We start from the raw sequence: 16,829 nt of genomic DNA, 5'->3' as shown, positions 1-16,829 counted from the left end.
CGGGCCCGGCTTTTGGGGGGCGGCCCTCATTGTTGATGGGGGGGGGGGGGGGGGGGGGGCGCGGGGGGTTGGCGTGGGCGGGGGGGGGGTGGATCGTGGTGACCGGCCGGCCGGTCGACGAGTCCGGGTTCCTGTACCCCGGTGACAGCCCGTCCACGGTGCCCTTCGACGTCGTCGTGCCCGAGAGCGGTCTCTTCCTGCTCGGCGACCACCGCAGCGCCTCCAGCGACTCCCGTGACCACCTCGGCTCGCCCGGCGGTGGCATGATCCCCGTCGACCAGGTCATCGGGCGGGCCGACTGGATCGCCTGGCCCGCCGGCCGCTGGAGCCGGCTCACCCCGTCCGACGCCTACGCGCGCGTGCCCGACCCGGACGGCACCCATGGGTAACCGCGGGAAACCGCGCGGAGTGCCCAGCAGCCCCGCCGACGATCTGCTGCCCACCGGCACCCGCCGCACCGCCGCCCGGGGCGCGGGACGCACCCGCGCGGAGCGCCGCAAGCTCCAGCGCAAGGTCAAGCGGCGCCGGCGGCGCTCGGCCATCAAGGAGATACCGCTGCTCGCGGGCGTGGCCGTGCTGATCGCCCTGGTGCTGAAGACATTCCTGGTCCAGGCGTTCGTGATCCCGTCCGGTTCCATGGAGCAGACCATCCAGATCGGCGACCGGGTGCTGGTCGACAAGCTCACCCCGTGGTTCGGTTCCGAGCCGCAGCGCGGGGATGTCGTCGTCTTCCGGGACCCCGGCGGCTGGCTCCAGGAGGAGGAGCCCGCCCAGCAGGAGGACGACCCGATCGTGATCAAGCAGGTCAAGGACGCCCTCACCTTCATCGGCCTGCTGCCCTCGGAGAACGAGAAGGACCTCATCAAACGGGTCGTCGGCGTCGGCGGCGACCGGGTGCAGTGCTGCGACGCGCAGGGCCGGGTGACCGTCAACGGCGTCCCGCTCACCGAGGACGACTACCTGTATCCGGGAAACGCACCCTCCGAAACCAGGTTCGACATCACCGTCCCCGAGGGCCGGCTGTGGGTGATGGGCGACCACCGCTCCAACTCCGCCGATTCGCGCGCCCACCAGGACACCGACTACGGCGGCACGGTCTCCGAGGACGAGGTGGTCGGCCGTGCCATGGTCATCGCCTGGCCCTTCGCCCACTGGTCCGCCCTGGACGAACCGAAAACGTACGCATCCTTGACCGACTCCGCGCCTGGGGCGACCGCCGGTCCCACGCTGTCGCATAGGGTTGCCTCCTACGATCCGAAAGCAATCCAGCTCCCGACCCCTGCGGAACTCCCGCTCGTTATGGGAGTGGTGGGCCTGCGTCGTGCATGGGGCAGGCGGCGGCACAGAGTGAGGAGTTGGCGTGGGGGATGTGGCGGTTGGCGCACGGTCCGGACACGACGGCGAGGAGCACCGCGGACGTCCCGTGGAAGAGTCCGCCCAGGCCGACGGTGCCGTGACCTCAGGGAATGAGGACGGTACGACGCCGGGGGCGCCCGGCGCCGCCGGTCCCGCGGGTCCGTCGGATCCCACGGCCGGCGACCGGGGGACGGACGAGATGCCGCCCCGGCCGAAGAAGCCGCGCTCCTTCTGGAAGGAGCTGCCGATCCTGATCGTCATCGCGCTGGTGCTGGCGCTGCTGATCAAGACGTTTCTGCTCCAGGCGTTCTCGATCCCCTCCGACTCGATGCAGAACACCCTTCAGCGGGGCGACCGCGTGCTGGTCGACAAGCTCACCCCGTGGTTCGGTTCCGAGCCGGACCGCGGCGAGGTCGTCGTCTTCCACGACCCGGACAACTGGCTGGCCGGTGAGCCGACCGCCGAACCCAACGCCTTCCAGACCTTCCTGAGCTGGATCGGCCTGATGCCGTCCTCGGAGGAGAAGGATCTGATCAAGCGGGTCATCGGAGTCGGCGGCGACACCGTCTCGTGTCAGGGCACCGGCCCGGTGATGGTCAACGGCAAGGCGCTGGACGAGCCGTACGTCTATCCGGGCAACACCCCGTGCAGCATGGACGACCAGGGCGGCCAGTTCACGGTGGAGGTCCCCGAGGGCTTCATCTGGGTGATGGGCGACCACCGGCAGAATTCCCGGGACTCGCGCTACAACACCGCCGACAAGTACCACGGCATGGTTCCGGTCGAGGAGGTCGTCGGACGGGCCGTCGTCAAGGCGTGGCCGATCAACCGCTGGGGCACCCTGTCGGTTCCGGACACCTTCGACCAGCCGGGCCTCGACGACCAGCCCTCCAACGCGGCGGCGGGCCTGACGACGGCGCCGAACGCGCTGGCGCTGGCCGCCGTGGTGCCGGTGGTGTGGTGGCGCCGCAAGGGCGTCGTCGAGAAGACGCGCTGAGCCCGGCAGCCGGGCGCTGGGGCGGGGCGGAACCGCCGGACCGACGGGGTCCTCGTGATCGTACGAGGGCCCCGTCGGCGTATGTCGTCAGGTGGCTGCGGAGTGGAGTGGGGCGCGTGATGGGGGTGGGACGCCGGGGTGGTGGAAGGGCTGACCGGGGTGGGTGCGCCGCCGGTAGGGTGCGGGTCCATGGGTGGCGAGAGCACGACAGGTACGGCCCCTGGTGGGGGCGGTGGTCCGGCGGGCGGGCGGGCCGGGCAGTTGCTGTCCGGGGTGGCGGTGGCGCTGGGCCTGGCGCTGTTCGTCGGCGGGTTCGGCTGGGGAGCGCTGGTCTACCGGCCGTACACGGTCCCGACGGGTTCCATGGCGCCGACCATCGACGCCGGGGACCGGGTGCTGGCGGAGCGGGTCGACGGGGACGATGTACGCCGGGGCGATGTCGTCGTCTTCAAGGACGCCACCTGGGCGGACGCGCCCGTGCTGAAGCGGGTCGTGGCGGTCGGCGGGGACACGGTGGCCTGCTGCACGGACGGGAAGCTGACGGTGAACGGTCAGCCGGTCGACGAGCCCTATCTGCCCGCGGGTGAGTCCGCGGAGGCCGCGGACTTCCCGGCGGTGACCGTTCCCGAGGGACGGATCTTCCTGCTCGGCGACGAGCGGCACAGCTCGCTGGACTCCACGGCCCACCTCACGGACGCGGCGAGCGGCACGGTGGCGCGCGACGCGGTCACCGGGCGGGTGGACGCCGTCGTCTGGCCCATGGACGGGACGCTGGAGCCGCCGAGTGGCTTCGCGGAGCTGGGGGCGCTGTCCGAGCCGGGACCTATCCGTACGGTCGTGGCGCTGATCGTGGCCGGGGCGGTGCTGGTGCTGGCGGGCGCCGCGTACGGGCCGGTGGCCAAGGGGGTGGCGGCGCGGGGTGCGGCGCGGCGACGGGGGCAGGAGCCGGCGCGTGTCGGCTGACGGGGGTGGGGCGGGGGCGGTGCCCGGCGCGGGCGGGGCGAGTGCCGGTGCCGGTGGGCCGGTGTCCGGGGCGGGATCCGGTGAGGGTGGGCTGTCGGCCGCGGCGGGGGCCGAGGACACGTACCGGGGTGGGCTGCGGAAGGTCGCTCGGGTGGTGCTGCTGGATCCGGAAGACCGGATTCTGCTGCTGCACGGGCATGAACCGGACGATCCGGCCGACGACTGGTGGTTCACGCCGGGTGGGGGTGTGGAGGGCGACGAGAGCCGGGAGCGGGCCGCGCTGCGGGAGCTGTCCGAGGAGACCGGCATCACCGAGGTCGAGCTGGGTCCGGTGCTGTGGCGGCGCAGGTGCTCCTTCCCGTTCGCCGGGCGGCGCTGGGACCAGGACGAGTGGTACTACCTGGCCCGTACGACGCAGACCGTGACGCGGGCCCTCGCCCTCACCGAGCTGGAGCGGCGCAGTGTCGCCGGGGCGAGGTGGTGGACGTGTCAGGAACTGGCCCGGTCGCATGAGACGGTGTATCCGACCAGACTCGCCGAGCTGCTGCGCAGACTGCTCGACGAAGGTCCCCCGCCCCGGCCGGAGATCCTTGACACGGAAATCGTCTAGAGGCTCACGGGACGGGCGCACAATGGTGGGATCGCACGGCTGAAGGGGAACATGCCATGAGCGCCGAGGACCTCGAAAAGTACGAGACCGAGATGGAGCTGAAGCTCTACCGGGAGTACCGCGATGTCGTCGGTCTGTTCAAATATGTGATCGAGACCGAGCGGCGCTTCTATCTGACCAATGACTATGAGATGCAGGTGCACTCGGTCCAGGGTGAGGTGTTCTTCGAGGTGTCGATGGCGGATGCCTGGGTGTGGGACATGTATCGGCCGGCGCGGTTCGTGAAGCAGGTCCGGGTGTTGACGTTCAAGGACGTGAACATCGAGGAGCTGAACAAGAGTGATCTGGAGTTGCCGGGCGGGTGAGGTCCGGGTGGGTTCGGTGGGTGGGGCGGGGTCCGTCACTCGTGTGGGTGGCGGAGATATCCACAACCGGTCGGTAACTCACCAAGATCCACTTCTGGGTGGGGGGTGCGTGATCGTTGGCGCCAGGAGGTGCCGACATGAACGCACGAGACGCACTCGGCAGGTACGGCGAGGATCTGGCCGCGCGACGGCTGACCGAGGCCGGTATGACGGTCCTGGAGCGCAACTGGCGTTGTGGCAGGACCGGTGAGATCGACATCGTGGCGCGGGACGGGGACGTCCTGGTGGTCTGCGAGGTCAAGACCCGCAGGACGGGGTCCTACGAGCATCCGATGGCGGCGGTGACGCCCGTCAAGGCGGAGCGGCTGCGCGGGCTCGCGCAGCGATGGACCCAGGCGCACGGGGGAGCGCCACCCGGCGGGGTGCGCATCGACCTGATCGGTGTGGTCCTGCCCGAGCGCGGCGCGGCCGTGGTCGAGCACGCGCGGGGGGTGGCCTGAGATGGCGTTCGCGCGTACGTGCTCGGTGGCCCTGGTCGGTGTCGAGGGCGTCGTGGTCGAGGTCCAGGCGGACCTGGAACCGGGCGTCGCGGCGTTCACCTTGGTGGGACTGCCCGACAAGAGCCTGACGGAGAGCCGGGACCGGGTGCGGGCCGCGGTCGTGAACTCGGGCGCCGAGTGGCCGCAGAAGAAGCTCACCGTGGGACTCAGCCCGGCGTCCGTGCCCAAGGCGGGATCGGGCTTCGACCTCGCCGTGGCCTGCGCGGTGCTGGGCGCCTCGGAGCGGATCGACCCGCGCGTGCTGGCCGACCTCGTGATGATCGGCGAGCTGGGCCTGGACGGCCGGGTCCGTCCGGTACGGGGCATCCTGCCCGCGGTGCTGGCCGCCGCCGACGCCGGCTACGAACAGGTCGTGGTGCCGGAGTGCGCCGCCGCCGAGGCGTCGCTGGTGCCCGGGGTGTCCGTGCTGGGGGTGCGCAGCCTGCGGCAGCTGATCGCCGTCCTCGCGGACGAACCGGTGCCCGAGGAAGCCCCGGACGACCTGGGCAGGCCGGATCCACTGCTCGCCGGTCTGCGGATGCCGGGCACCGGCGCCGCCACCGGTATGCACAGCGTGGGCGCCGCGCAGCACGATGCCGGGCACGATCTGGCCGACGTGGTGGGCCAGACCTCGGCGCGCACGGCGGTGGAGGTCTCGGCCGCCGGAGGCCACCATCTCTTCCTCGAAGGCCCACCGGGGGCGGGCAAGACGATGCTGGCGGAGCGGCTGCCCGCGATCCTGCCCCGGCTCGCCCGCCAGGACTCCCTGGAGGTCACCGCCGTGCACTCGGTGGCCGGACTGCTGCCACCGGGCAAACCCCTGATCGACATCGCGCCCTACTGCGCCCCGCACCACTCGGCGACCATGCAGGCGCTGGTCGGCGGCGGACAGGGGATCGCCCGGCCGGGGGCCGTGTCGCTGTCGCATCGGGGAGTGCTCTTTCTCGATGAGGCGCCCGAGTTCAGCGGGCATGCGCTGGACGCGCTGCGGCAGCCGTTGGAGGCCGGGCATGTGGTGATCGCGCGCAGTGCCGGGGTGGTGCGGTTCCCGGCCCGGTTCCTGATGGTGCTCGCCGCCAATCCGTGCCCGTGCGGGCGGTTCTCGGTCACCGGGGACCTGTGCGAGTGCTCGCCGTCCGCGATCCGGCGGTATCAGTCCAGGCTCTCCGGGCCGCTGCTGGACCGTGTCGACCTACGGGTCGAGGTCGATCGCGTCACCCGCGCGGAGTTGCTCGACCGGGGCGCGCGGGGCGAGTCCTCGGCGACCGTCGCCGACCGGGTGCGGGCGGCGCGGGAGCGGGCCGTGGCCCGGTTGGCGGACACGCCGTGGCGCACCAACAGCGAGGTCCCCGGACGCGAGCTGCGCACCCGCTGGCATGCCGCGCCCGGCGCCATGGACGAGGCCGAGCGCAATCTGGAGCGGGGCGCGCTGACCGCGCGGGGGCTGGACCGGGTGCTGCGGGTCGCCTGGACCGTCGCCGACCTCGTCGGCCACGACCGGCCGACCATCACCGACGTCGCCCTGGCGCTGCAACTGCGGACGGGCATCCCACGGGGGGTGCCCATGGCGATCGGGGCGTTGACGTGAGCCGGGGCGAATTCCGTGGCGGGAGCGGTGGGGGAGTGGGTGCGGCTGGTGGCGGGAGTGGGGGTGGTGGCGCGGTCGGTGGCGGGGTGTTCGGTCCGGTCGGAGACGCGGACACCGATGCCGGGACCGAGCGTGGTGGTCAGGCCGGTGGCGGGCTGTTCGGTCCGGTCGCAGACGGGAACGCCGATGCCGGAATCGGGGGTGGTGGTGAGGCCGGTGACGGGCTGTTCGGCCCGGCCGGTCACATCGACGCCGACACCGATGCCGGGACCGGCTGCGAGGGCGGTGGTGAGTTCGGGGGCGAGCTGCTGGACCGGGTCTTCCTCACCCGGGTCATCGAACCCGGTGATGAGGTCGGGGGCCGGTGGGTGCGGGAGTTCGGGGTGCGGGAGGTGGCCCGGCGGGTGCGGGGCGGGCGGGCGTTGCCGGGGGTGAGCGATCGGCGGTGGAGTGGGCTGCGGGCACGGGCCGGGCGGGCCGAGCCGGAGCGGGATCTGGCCCTAGCGCGGGCTGCCGGAGTGCGGTTCGTCAGTCCGGGGGCGGGCGAGTGGCCGGGGCAGCTCGACGACCTCGGGGACGCGCGGCCCCTGGGGCTGTGGGTGCGGGGGCGGGCGAGCCTGCGGATGTGGGCCTTGCGTTCGGTCGCGGTCGTGGGGGCCCGCGCCTGCACCGAGTACGGCGCACACATGGCCGTCACCCTCGCCTGCGGCCTCGCCGAACGGGGCTGGGTCGTGGTCTCCGGCGGCGCCTACGGCGTCGACGGCGCCGCTCACCGGGGCGCGCTCGGGGCGGGCGGGGCCACCGTCGCCGTACTGGCCTGCGGAGTCGACAAACCCTATCCGCGCGGGCACACCCAGCTGATCGCGAGGATCGCGGAACAGGGACTGGTCGTCGGGGAGTTGCCGCCGGGGGAACATCCGACACCGAGCCGTTTCATCCTGCGCAACCGGGTGATCGCCGCGCTCACCCGGGGCACGGTGGTGGTGGAGGCGGCGTACCGGAGCGGGTCACTGGTGACCGCGCGGGCCGCGCAGCGGCTGGGCCGGCACACGATAGGGGTGCCCGGTCCGGCGACCAGTGCCCTGTCGGCCGGCGTGCACGAGCTGCTGCGCGGGGACGCCGAGCTGGTCACCGATGCCGCCGAGGTGGTCGAACTGGTGGGTGACATGGGCGAGCTGGCACCGGTCCGGCGCGGTCCGGTGCTGCCGCGCGATCTGCTCACCCCCGCCGCGAGAAGGGTTCTCGCGGCGGTGCCCGGCCGCCGGGCCGCCCAGGCCGATGAGATCGCGCGCGGCGCGCAGACCACGCCGGACGACACGATCGCGAGACTGTACGAACTCAGAGCGCTCGGGTTTGTCGAACGACACGGCGACGGCTGGAAGTTGACACGCCAGTCGGTGACGCCGGTCCGCGACGGTCGCAGTCCGGGTTGACCGAGTGTGTTCGGCCGTCCGGGGGAAGGTGGAATTCCTTGGGAAATGGCGCAGTTGGCCGGATTACGTGATCGCGGTGAGTGATCGTCATGACCCGGTGGGGCGTCGAACGGAACGTATCTGCGCACCGCGCGGGCCTCGCACTTCGCGCACCGCGACACTCCAGTCACGCTACGCTCACAAGGATCCGGTCCAGACCGGCCACCCACCAGACCGATGGCGCGACCACAGGCACCCCCGCACGAGCTTCACGGCAGAACGGCACAAGGCGACGAATGCCCCAGCACACCTCCGGGTCCGACCGGGCGGCGATCCCCCCAGCCGCCCGTGAGGGTGGCAGCATGCGACCGCCCGCTCCCTCGACGCTCGACGAACTGTGGCGTTCGTACAAGACCACGGGGGACGAGCGGCTGCGGGAGCAGCTGATCCTGCACTATTCGCCGCTGGTGAAGTATGTGGCGGGGCGGGTGAGCGTGGGGCTGCCGCCCAATGTGGAGCAGGCGGACTTCGTGTCGTCTGGGGTGTTCGGGCTGATCGACGCGATCGAGAAGTTCGACATCGACCGGGAGATCAAGTTCGAGACGTACGCGATCACCCGGATCCGGGGCGCGATGATCGACGAGCTGCGGGCGCTGGACTGGATCCCCCGGTCCGTGCGGCAGAAGGCGCGCAACGTCGAGCGGGCGTACGCGACGCTGGAGGCGCGGCTGCGGCGGACGCCGAGCGAGTCGGAGGTGGCCGCCGAGCTGGGCATTCCGGTGGACGAACTGCACGCGGTGTTCAGCCAGTTGTCGCTGGCCAATGTGGTGGCGCTGGAGGAGCTGCTGCATGTCGGGGGCGAGGGCGGCGGCGACCGGCTGAGCCTCATGGACACCCTGGAGGACACCGCCGCCGACAATCCGGTGGAGGTGGCGGAGGACCGCGAGCTACGGCGGTTCCTGGCACGGGCGATCAACACGCTGCCCGAGCGGGAGAAGACCGTCGTGATGCTCTACTACTACGAAGGGCTGACGCTCGCCGAGATCGGCAATGTGCTGGGGGTCACCGAGAGCCGGGTCAGCCAGATCCATACCAAGTCGGTGTTGCAGCTGAGGGCGAAGCTGGCCGGATTCGGGCGCTGAGGCCGGCAGGGGCCTGGGGCCCAGGGGTTCCGCAGGGGGCCTGGGAGGGGTGGCGTGTTCGGACGAGGCGAGTGCGCCCGTCGGGGGTGAGTGCGCCGGTCGGTGGGGGACCTCGGTGGTGTGCGCCACTCCCGAAGCGGTGGGTCCGTCCGTAGAGTGGTTGACGTGCCAAGGATTCGAGCGGCCTCCGTGGCCGAGCACCGGTCGATGCAGCGAGCCGCCCTGCTGGACGCGGCCCGCTCCCTGCTGTCCGAGGGCGGGACGGAGGCGCTGACCTTCCCCGCACTCGCCGAGCGCACCGGGCTGGCGCGTTCGTCCGTGTATGAGTACTTCCGGTCACGGGCGGCCGTGGTCGAGGAGCTGTGCCAGGTCGACTTCCCCGTCTGGGCGGCCGAGGTCGAGACGGCGATGGATGCCGCGGACGGGGCCGAGGCGAAGGTCGAGGCGTATGTCCGTAAGCAGCTGGAGCTGGTGGGGGACCGGCGGCACCGGGCCGTGGTCGCCATCTCGGCGAGCGAGTTGGACGCCGGGGCGCGGGAGAAGATCCGGGCGGCCCACGGCGGGCTGATCGCGATGATCGTCGAGGCACTGGCCGACATGGGCCACGCCGAGCCCCGGCTCACGGCGATGCTGCTCCAGGGCGTGGTGGACGCGGCCGTACGCAGGATCGAGCTGGGTGTGGCGGAGGAGCCGGACACGATCACCGAGGCGGCGGTGGGGATGGCGCTGCGGGGGGTCGGGGGCTGAGCGCGGGCCTGCGCGGCGGGGTGCGGTCGGCTGTGCTCCGTGTGGGGTGACGCGGGGTGTGGTGAGTGGCGTCCGCTTGGGGGCGGGGCGGATTTTCGCCGGGCGACGTTTTCGCCGGTGCTGACGTTTTTTGTGGGTGTGGGTGTGGGTGTGGGTGCGGGTGCGGTGCCGGTGTCGTAGTCGTTCTCGTTCTCGTAGGGCGTGGCGCCCCCTCCGCACGACCCCGCACCCCGTGACCGGTCCATGCCCCCGCGTCGTGATTCACCTCGGCACAGGCATACTCGATCCCCGGCGGGCGCATCGGCGTCGGCATGGTCCGGAGGTAAGTGATGGCGCAGTCGGGGGCGGCAGCCCGCAGGGTGACGATCGACGATGTCGCCCAGCGTGCGGGGGTGTCCCGGCAGACGGTGTCGCGCGCGCTGAACGACAAGGGGGAGATCGGCAACTCGACCAAGCAGCGGGTGCTGGACGCGGCGCAGGCGCTGGGGTACCGGCCTAGCCGGTTCGCGCGGGGGCTGGTGCGGCCGGACACCACCAGCATCGGGCTGGTCATCCCGGATCTGCGGAACCCGTTCTTCACCGAGGTCGCCGCCGCCGCGCTGGAGGCGGCGCGGGCGCGTGGCTGGCATGTCGTCGTCTACGACACCGCCGACAACCCCGATGAGGAGCGCGGGACGCTGGAGGTGATCGGGTCGCAGGTCGACGCGGTCGTGGGGTACTTCAGCAGGCCCGAGGAGGAGCTCGACCGGCTGGTGCGGGGGGTGCCCGTGGTGTTGATAGGGCGGGAAGGGCCCGCGGTGCGGTTCAGTTCGATCGTGGTGGACGGCAGCGCGGGCGTCGAGCAAGCCATCGGGCATCTGGTGGCCGGCGGGCACCGGCGGATCGGCATGCTCGATCACGCCGGGCGGGCCGAGCCGAGTATCCGGTACGTCTGGTTCCGGGCGGCGCTGGCGGCGCACGGGCTGGGTGAGGGGCCGGTGCGGCGGGCCGCGCAGAGCGTGGAGGGCGGGGAGCGGGCGCTGGAGGAACTGCTGGCCGAGCATCCGGACGTCACCGCCGTCTTCACGTTCAACGACATCATCGCCATCGGCGCGCTGCGGGCCGGGCGGCGGCTGGGGCGGCGGATTCCGCAGGACCTGGCCGTGATCGGCTTCGACGGGCTGCAACTCGGCGCGCTCGTGGAACCCGCGCTCACCAGCGTCGCCCTCGACGCCCGCCGCCTCGGCACGCTGGCCGTCCACCAGGCCGCCCGGCTGCTGACCGGCACGGGTCCGCTCGGTGTGGAGTCGGAGATCGTCCGCGCGGAGCTGTGTCTGCGGGAGTCGGCCTAGGCAGGGCCTGTACAGGGCCACACAGGGCCTGTGCAGGGTCTGTGTGGCCCGGGTGGCAAGGGTGGGGCGGTGGCCGGGGCGGGCTGGGCTTCGGCTCTTCCCGCCGGGACCACGACCTCGTAGCGGGGTCACCCACCCCCAGCAGGCGTGTCAATAGCCCCACCCCCAACAGCAGCATCACCGTCGTACCCACACCTCTACCGCCTCACAGCCCCCCGTCGTACTCTCGGCACCCACGCCACCTTGGCGTGTTCGGCATGCCGGACATCTCCCACTCCCCACCTCACCCCCCACCCCGCCTGTGAATCATGAACGTTCGTCGTCCTCGGTCTGGGCGCATGTCCATGGCCGGAAACAGGCTCCGGGGCGCAATTCGTGAGCGCTCATGGGGGCGCTCATGGCTTTCGGAAGGGTCCTGTTGACGCTGACTCGACGAAGGCTGCTGGCCGGCGCGGGCGCCCTGGGCGTCGCCGCGTTCGGGGCCAGCGCCTGTTCCAGCCCGGCCACGGCGAAGCCGGGGTCTCTCACGCTCTGGTACACCTACCACGGCCTGTCCGACCAGGTGCTGAAGAACGCCGGCGAGCGGTTCGCGACGGACAGGTTCGTCACCTCGCAGGTGAGCGGCGATCTCACCCAGCGGCTGCTCGCCGCGCTGGCCGGCAACGCCTACGTGCCCGACATCACGATGATCGGCGACAACATCTCGCGCTACTTCGCCGACAGTGATCGTTTCGTCGATCTCAATGGGCTGGGCGCGCAGCAACTCGCCGAACGGTATCTGCCCTGGAAGTGGCAGGCCGGGGCCACGCCCGACGGCTTCCAGCTGGGATTTCCCATCGATATCGGGCCCGCCGCGCTCTACTACCGGCAGGACGTCTTCGCCCGGGCAGGGCTGCCCAGTGAGCCCGGGGACGTGGCCGCCGCCGCGCCCACGTGGGAGGAGTACTTCACGCTCGCCGAGGAGCTGAAGCGGGAGCTGCCGGGGCGGTATGTGATCACCGACACCAAGATGGTGTTCACGTACTCGATGGCGCAGCAGCCGCGGAAGTACTTCGATCCGGAGAATCACTATCTGGACGATCAGTCGCATGTGCGGCACGCCTGGGATCTGGCCGTGGAGGCGTATCAGCGGCGGCTGACCGCCGGGTTCGCCGGGTCGCAGAGCGTCAACGGGCAGTCCGTCGACCGGCACGCGGCCTGGGTCGGCGGTCAGGAGGCCGGTTTCATCAACGCCTCCTGGATCACCGGGGAGCTGAAGGAGTCCGCGCCGGACACCGCCGGGAAGTGGCGGGTGTGCGCGCCGCCCGGCGGGGCCGGCAATCAGGGCGGGTCCTTCCTCGCCATCACCAGCGCTTGCCCCGAGCCGCAGGCCGCGTTCGACATCCTGAGCTGGTTGCAGAACCCGGCGAACCAGACCACGAACTACCTGGACATCGGGCTCTTCCCCGCCAGCCCCGAGGCGTTCGGGGATCCGCGGATCAGCGCGGGCGACCCGTTCTTCGGCGGTCAGTCCGCCGTACAGGTGTTCGCCCAGATCGCCGACCAGGTGCGGTACGCGTATTTCAGCCCTTGGGACATCACCCTGAGCGACACCTACACCGATGAGCTGACCAATGTCGAACTCGGCGGCAAGGACCCGGAGCAGGCCTGGAACGACGCCCGAACCAGGATCGAACGGCTGCTGCGGCGGCAAGGGGTGCTGTCATGACAGCCTTGTCCGAGCCGGACCCGACCATCGTCGACCGGGGGGTCTCCGCCGAGGCCGCGGCAGCCGCGCGACGGCGCAGGCGCTGGCGATATCTGCCGCAGTACATCGCCGTCTCCCCGTTCTTCCTGCTCTTCGCCGCCTTCGGGCTCTACCCGGTGCTCTACTCCCTCTTCCTCGCCTTTCAGCGCTGGGACGGGGTCGGGTCGATGGAGTACGTCGGGCTGGAGAACTTCCGGTTTCTGCTCACCGACGACATGTTCTGGACGTCGATCGGCAACACCTTGATCATCTGGGTGCTGTCGACGGTCCCGATGACCGTCCTGGCCCTGCTCATCGCACTCGGGCTGAACTCCTCGATCCGCTTCAAGGGCGCGCTGCGCATCGCGTACTTCATGCCGAACGTCACCTCGATCGTGGCGATGTCACTGGTGTTCGGGTCGATCTTCAGCGGGCAGTTCGGCGTGCTGAACTGGTTCCTCGGGCTGTTCGGGATCGGCGGGGTGCCCTGGCTGACCGACCCGTGGGCGATCCGCTCCGCCATCGCGCTGATGATCATCTGGCGCTGGACCGGCTACAACGCGATCATCTTCCTCGCCGGACTCCAGTCCCTGCCCGGCGATGTCTACGAGGCCGCCCGCATCGACGGCGCCGGGCCGGTGCGGACCTTCTTCTCCGTCACCCTGCCGCTGCTCCGCCCCGTCCTGCTCTTCTCGCTCGTCATGTCCGCGATCGGCGGCATGCAGACCTTCGCCGAGGCCCAGGTGCTGCTCGGGGACCGCGGCGGACCCGGCGCGGCCGGTCTGACCATGGTCCTGTACTTCTACGGCACCGCCTTCGGGGACAGCGATTTCGGGTACGGCGCCGCCATCTCCTGGGGCATCTTCGTGGTCGTCGTCCTCTTCTCCATCCTCAACTGGCGCCTGCTGTCCCGGTCCGGGCGCGGCCGGAACAGCCTCAGGGAGGGCGGGCGATGAGCATCCGCGGACGCATCCTGACGTATGCCGCCCTGCTGATCGGCGCGGTGATCACCCTCTTCCCGTACTACTGGATGGCCGTGATGGCCTCCAACACCACGGGCGACATCTACGCCTCCCCGCCGAAGCTGGTCCCCGGGGACCAGTTGTTCCACAACGTGGGCGAGGTGTTCTCGCGGATCGATTTCTTCGGGTCGCTGCTCAACACCCTCCTCGTGGCCATCGCCACCACCCTCGCCGTGCTGTTCTTCGACTCGCTCGCCGCGTTCACGTTCGCCAAGTACGCCTTCCCCGGCAGCAAGGTGCTCTTCGGGCTGCTGCTCGCCACCTTCGTGGTGCCGACCCAGCTCGCCGCGATCCCGCAGTTCTCGCTGATGGCCGAGCTGGGCTGGGTGGGCAGCCTGAAGGCTCTCGTCGTGCCCGCCGCGGCCAACGCCTTCGGCATCTTCTGGATGCGGCAGTACATCGGCGGCGCCCTGCCGGACGAGATCCTGGAGGCCGCACGGATCGACGGCTGCGGCTTCTTCCGGACCTACTGGCACGTGGCGCTGCCGCTGCTCAGGCCCGCCCTCGCCTTCCTCGGCATCTTCACCTTCGTGAACGCCTGGAACGACTTCCTGTGGCCGCTGGTCGTCCTCATCGACTCCCGGCACATCACCCTCCAGCTCGCGCTGGCCCAGCTCAACGGCCTGTACGTGACCGACTACAGCGTCGTCATGGCAGGCACCCTCGTGGCCATCGTGCCGCTGCTGATCGTGTTCCTCTTCGGCGCCCGGCACTTCGTCCGGAACATCGCCGCGGGCGCCCTGAAGGGCTGAGGGAATCCTGTGCCCCCGTTCCCCCGTCCCCTGCGTCCATCCCGTTCCCGCCATCTCCTGACCGGGCGCCGCGCCTGCGTGCCGGAGCCCCTCGCGCCAGGGCAGGGGCCGTCCGTGCGCCTGGCACGAGGCGCGAGCGCCCTGCCGCCGGCGAGCCAACCGCGCACCGGGCGGACGCGCCGACGCATGTCCCGGGGGCGGCGTCCCTTGCCGCCGGGCCACCAGAGCACCGGCACTCCGCGCACCGGCCCCCGCCCACCCCGCCGCCCCCGCACCGGCACCCCCCGTACCCGCCGCCCCCAAGCCCCGCGCCCCCCGCTCCCCAGGCACCGGCACCCCATGCACCGGCAGCAAGCGTGGCGGTGGTCTGCGGGTCAGGTGTTCCGGCAGGAGGGACAAGGGGTCGAGATAGGTGTCCCCCCGGCGCAGGCCCCAGTGCAGGCAGCGGTTCGCGCAGTGGGAGGGGCCGGTCGGCTCCAGCTCGCCCAGGTGGGTGCCCGCCGTGATCGTGTCCCCCGCGCGGACCGACGCCCGTACCGGCTCGTACGTCGTCCGCAGGGGTGGGGTGCCGGTGCCCGGGAGTTCCACGGTGATCACGCCCTTGCCCGCGACCCGGCCCGCGAAGGTGACCCGGCCGGGGGTCGGGGACCGTACCGCCTGGCCGGAAGCCGCCGCCAGATCGATGCCGCGGTGGCCCGTGGCGTACGGCGTCAAGGGTGGATCCCAGCCACGCAGGACGCGTGGGCGGTCGCCCACCGGCCAGGTCACAGCGAGGGGCGGGGCTGGGGAGGGTGCCGGTGAAGGGGCCGGTGGGGGCGCCTGCGCGTGGGCCCCGTCGGGCAGGGCGGTCACGGAGGTCATGGAGGCCACGACGGTCAGGGCCGTCAAGGCCACGGTCAGTAACGGTGCCGGCAGCAGGCGCAGGGGTCGGTTCATCGCCCCACCGTCGCGCAGGCGCGGCGATCATGGCCGGGAGCTGTGGACAACTCCGAGGTTGTGGACAACGGCGTCACCCGCCGCCTCGTGGGTCCCGTACACTTCTGGTGGCGACCCGGGCCACCGGGTCGACTTCGCACGCCCCGACACGGCGGCCGGAAACGGTCCCGGTCAGCGCCCCTCGGTCCCTAGTGGCACGGCGCGTCAGCGGGCGTCAGGCGCGGAAGCCGTCCGGCATCCGCGGCAACCGAGAACCAAGGAGAACACGGCCATGGCCGTCGTCACGATGCGGGAGCTGCTGGAAAGCGGCGTCCACTTCGGTCACCAGACCCGCCGTTGGAACCCGAAGATGAAGCGCTTCATCTTCACGGAGCGCAACGGCATCTACATCATCGACCTGCTCCAGTCGCTGTCGTACATCGACCGCGCCTACGAGTTCGTCAAGGAGACCGTCGCCCACGGCGGCACGGTCATGTTCGTCGGTACGAAGAAGCAGGCGCAGGAGGCCATCGCCGAGCAGGCCGCCCGCGTCGGCATGCCGTACGTCAACCAGCGCTGGCTGGGCGGCATGCTCACCAACTTCTCCACCGTCTACAAGCGCCTCCAGCGTCTCAAGGAGCTGGAGCAGATCGACTTCGAGGACGTCGCCGCGTCCGGTCTGACCAAGAAGGAGCTTCTCGTGCTCTCGCGCGAGAAGGCCAAGCTGGAGAAGACCCTCGGCGGTATCCGCGAGATGCAGAAGGTGCCCAGCGCCGTCTGGATCGTGGACACCAAGAAGGAGCACATCGCGGTCGGTGAGGCCCGGAAGCTCAACATCCCGGTCGTCGCGATCCTCGACACCAACTGCGACCCCGACGAGGTCGACTACAAGATCCCGGGCAATGACGACGCGATCCGCTCCGTCACCCTGCTCACCCGCGTGATCGCCGACGCCGTCGCCGAGGGCCTCATCTCCCGCTCCGGCGTGGCGACGGAGGGCAAGGGCGAGAAGGCCGCCGGCGAGCCGCTCGCCGCGTGGGAGCGTGACCTGCTGGAGGGCGAGAAGAAGACGGACGAGGCCGAGGTCCAGACCTCCGCCGAGACCGAGAAGGTCGCCGACGCCGAGCAGGCCGACGCCCCTGCCGAGGCCACCGAGACCACCGAGGTGACCGAGGCCGCTGCGGAGGCCCCGGCCGCCGCCGAGGCCACCGAGGTCGCCGAGGCCGCTGCCGAGGCCCCCGCCGCCGACGCCGAGCAGGTCTGACGCACCCGGTTTCCCCGTAGACGGCGGGGGCGGTGACATGCACTCCGCCCCCGCCGTTCACCCGTAGGTCAGCCGGCCGTGGGGGGGGGGGGCGGGGGGG

At 71.4% G+C, this 16,829-nt stretch carries 16 protein-coding genes and 1 pseudogene; 16 read left to right on the top strand and 1 reads right to left on the bottom strand.

The window, feature by feature from the left end; genetic code table 11:
* From ACFXAZ_RS37105 to ACFXAZ_RS37035, 15 genes are all read left to right on the top strand, one after another.
* Window positions 1-389 (top strand): S26 family signal peptidase (locus ACFXAZ_RS37105; RefSeq protein WP_384600665.1); only part of this gene is annotated, 389 nt, incomplete at its 5' end.
* Complete coding sequence (lepB, locus tag ACFXAZ_RS37100) at window positions 382-1,470, top strand: signal peptidase I (protein WP_384600662.1); 1,089 nt, start codon at window positions 382-384, stop codon at window positions 1,468-1,470. The genes ACFXAZ_RS37105 and lepB (ACFXAZ_RS37100), both read left to right, overlap by 8 nt.
* Window positions 1,361-2,353, top strand: a complete 993-nt coding sequence (gene lepB / locus ACFXAZ_RS37095) for a signal peptidase I (protein ID WP_382689895.1) — start codon at window positions 1,361-1,363, stop codon at window positions 2,351-2,353. Before lepB (ACFXAZ_RS37100) ends, lepB (ACFXAZ_RS37095) begins: the two co-directional genes overlap by 110 nt.
* Before the next feature lie 189 nt (window positions 2,354-2,542).
* Entirely contained in the window at window positions 2,543-3,316 is a 774-nt protein-coding gene (gene lepB, locus ACFXAZ_RS37090; RefSeq protein ID WP_384600658.1) for a signal peptidase I, read from the top strand.
* A 91-nt stretch (window positions 3,317-3,407) separates the two neighbouring features.
* Window positions 3,408-3,926 (top strand): NUDIX hydrolase, encoded by a 519-nt coding sequence (locus tag ACFXAZ_RS37085; RefSeq protein ID WP_384600673.1) that lies wholly within the window; start codon window positions 3,408-3,410, stop codon window positions 3,924-3,926.
* Window positions 3,927-3,982: 56 nt separating this feature from the next.
* The gene (locus ACFXAZ_RS37080) at window positions 3,983-4,291 is read left to right on the top strand and encodes a DUF2469 domain-containing protein (protein ID WP_003965949.1); all 309 of its coding nucleotides are present in this window, start codon (window positions 3,983-3,985) and stop codon (window positions 4,289-4,291) included.
* Between the two features lie 137 nt (window positions 4,292-4,428).
* Complete coding sequence (locus tag ACFXAZ_RS37075; RefSeq protein WP_384600655.1) at window positions 4,429-4,791, top strand: YraN family protein; 363 nt, start codon at window positions 4,429-4,431, stop codon at window positions 4,789-4,791.
* Between the two features lies 1 nt (window position 4,792).
* A complete protein-coding gene (locus ACFXAZ_RS37070; protein ID WP_384600652.1) occupies window positions 4,793-6,418 on the top strand; it encodes a YifB family Mg chelatase-like AAA ATPase in 1,626 nt (541 codons plus the stop codon).
* 245 nt (window positions 6,419-6,663) lie between these two features.
* On the top strand, window positions 6,664-7,851 hold the full coding sequence (dprA, locus tag ACFXAZ_RS37065; RefSeq protein WP_384600670.1) for a DNA-processing protein DprA: 1,188 nt from the start codon (window positions 6,664-6,666) through the stop codon (window positions 7,849-7,851).
* Window positions 7,852-8,126: 275 nt separating this feature from the next.
* Window positions 8,127-8,972 (top strand): RNA polymerase sigma factor WhiG, encoded by an 846-nt coding sequence (gene whiG, locus ACFXAZ_RS37060; protein ID WP_382689905.1) that lies wholly within the window; start codon window positions 8,127-8,129, stop codon window positions 8,970-8,972.
* Window positions 8,973-9,161: 189 nt separating this feature from the next.
* The gene (locus tag ACFXAZ_RS37055; RefSeq protein ID WP_384600668.1) at window positions 9,162-9,719 is read left to right on the top strand and encodes a TetR/AcrR family transcriptional regulator; all 558 of its coding nucleotides are present in this window, start codon (window positions 9,162-9,164) and stop codon (window positions 9,717-9,719) included.
* Window positions 9,720-10,048: 329 nt separating this feature from the next.
* Entirely contained in the window at window positions 10,049-11,050 is a 1,002-nt protein-coding gene (locus tag ACFXAZ_RS37050; protein ID WP_384600649.1) for a LacI family DNA-binding transcriptional regulator, read from the top strand.
* 397 nt (window positions 11,051-11,447) lie between these two features.
* Window positions 11,448-12,758, top strand: coding sequence for an ABC transporter substrate-binding protein (locus ACFXAZ_RS37045; RefSeq protein ID WP_384600647.1), 1,311 nt, complete (start codon window positions 11,448-11,450; stop codon window positions 12,756-12,758).
* Complete coding sequence (locus ACFXAZ_RS37040; protein ID WP_384600644.1) at window positions 12,755-13,732, top strand: carbohydrate ABC transporter permease; 978 nt, start codon at window positions 12,755-12,757, stop codon at window positions 13,730-13,732. The genes ACFXAZ_RS37045 and ACFXAZ_RS37040 overlap by 4 nt, the downstream gene beginning before the upstream one ends.
* On the top strand, window positions 13,729-14,550 hold the full coding sequence (locus tag ACFXAZ_RS37035; RefSeq protein ID WP_384600641.1) for a carbohydrate ABC transporter permease: 822 nt from the start codon (window positions 13,729-13,731) through the stop codon (window positions 14,548-14,550). The genes ACFXAZ_RS37040 and ACFXAZ_RS37035 overlap by 4 nt, the downstream gene beginning before the upstream one ends.
* Before the next feature lie 411 nt (window positions 14,551-14,961).
* Here the strand turns inward: ACFXAZ_RS37035 and ACFXAZ_RS37030 are convergent.
* Window positions 14,962-15,411, bottom strand: a pseudogene (locus ACFXAZ_RS37030) (M23 family metallopeptidase); the annotation flags it as partial.
* Window positions 15,412-15,757: 346 nt separating this feature from the next.
* On the opposite strand from ACFXAZ_RS37030, the gene rpsB reads away from it, so the two are divergent.
* Window positions 15,758-16,729 carry a 30S ribosomal protein S2 gene (gene rpsB, locus ACFXAZ_RS37025; RefSeq protein WP_384600639.1) on the top strand — a complete coding sequence of 324 codons (972 nt, stop codon included), beginning with the start codon at window positions 15,758-15,760 and terminating at the stop codon, window positions 16,727-16,729.
* Window positions 16,730-16,829: the final 100 nt, after the last annotated feature.

This window comes from Streptomyces sp. NPDC059477 (assembly GCF_042749375.1).
In the GTDB taxonomy this organism is placed as follows: domain Bacteria; phylum Actinomycetota; class Actinomycetes; order Streptomycetales; family Streptomycetaceae; genus Streptomyces.
This window is presented reverse-complemented; position numbering and strand designations above follow the sequence as displayed.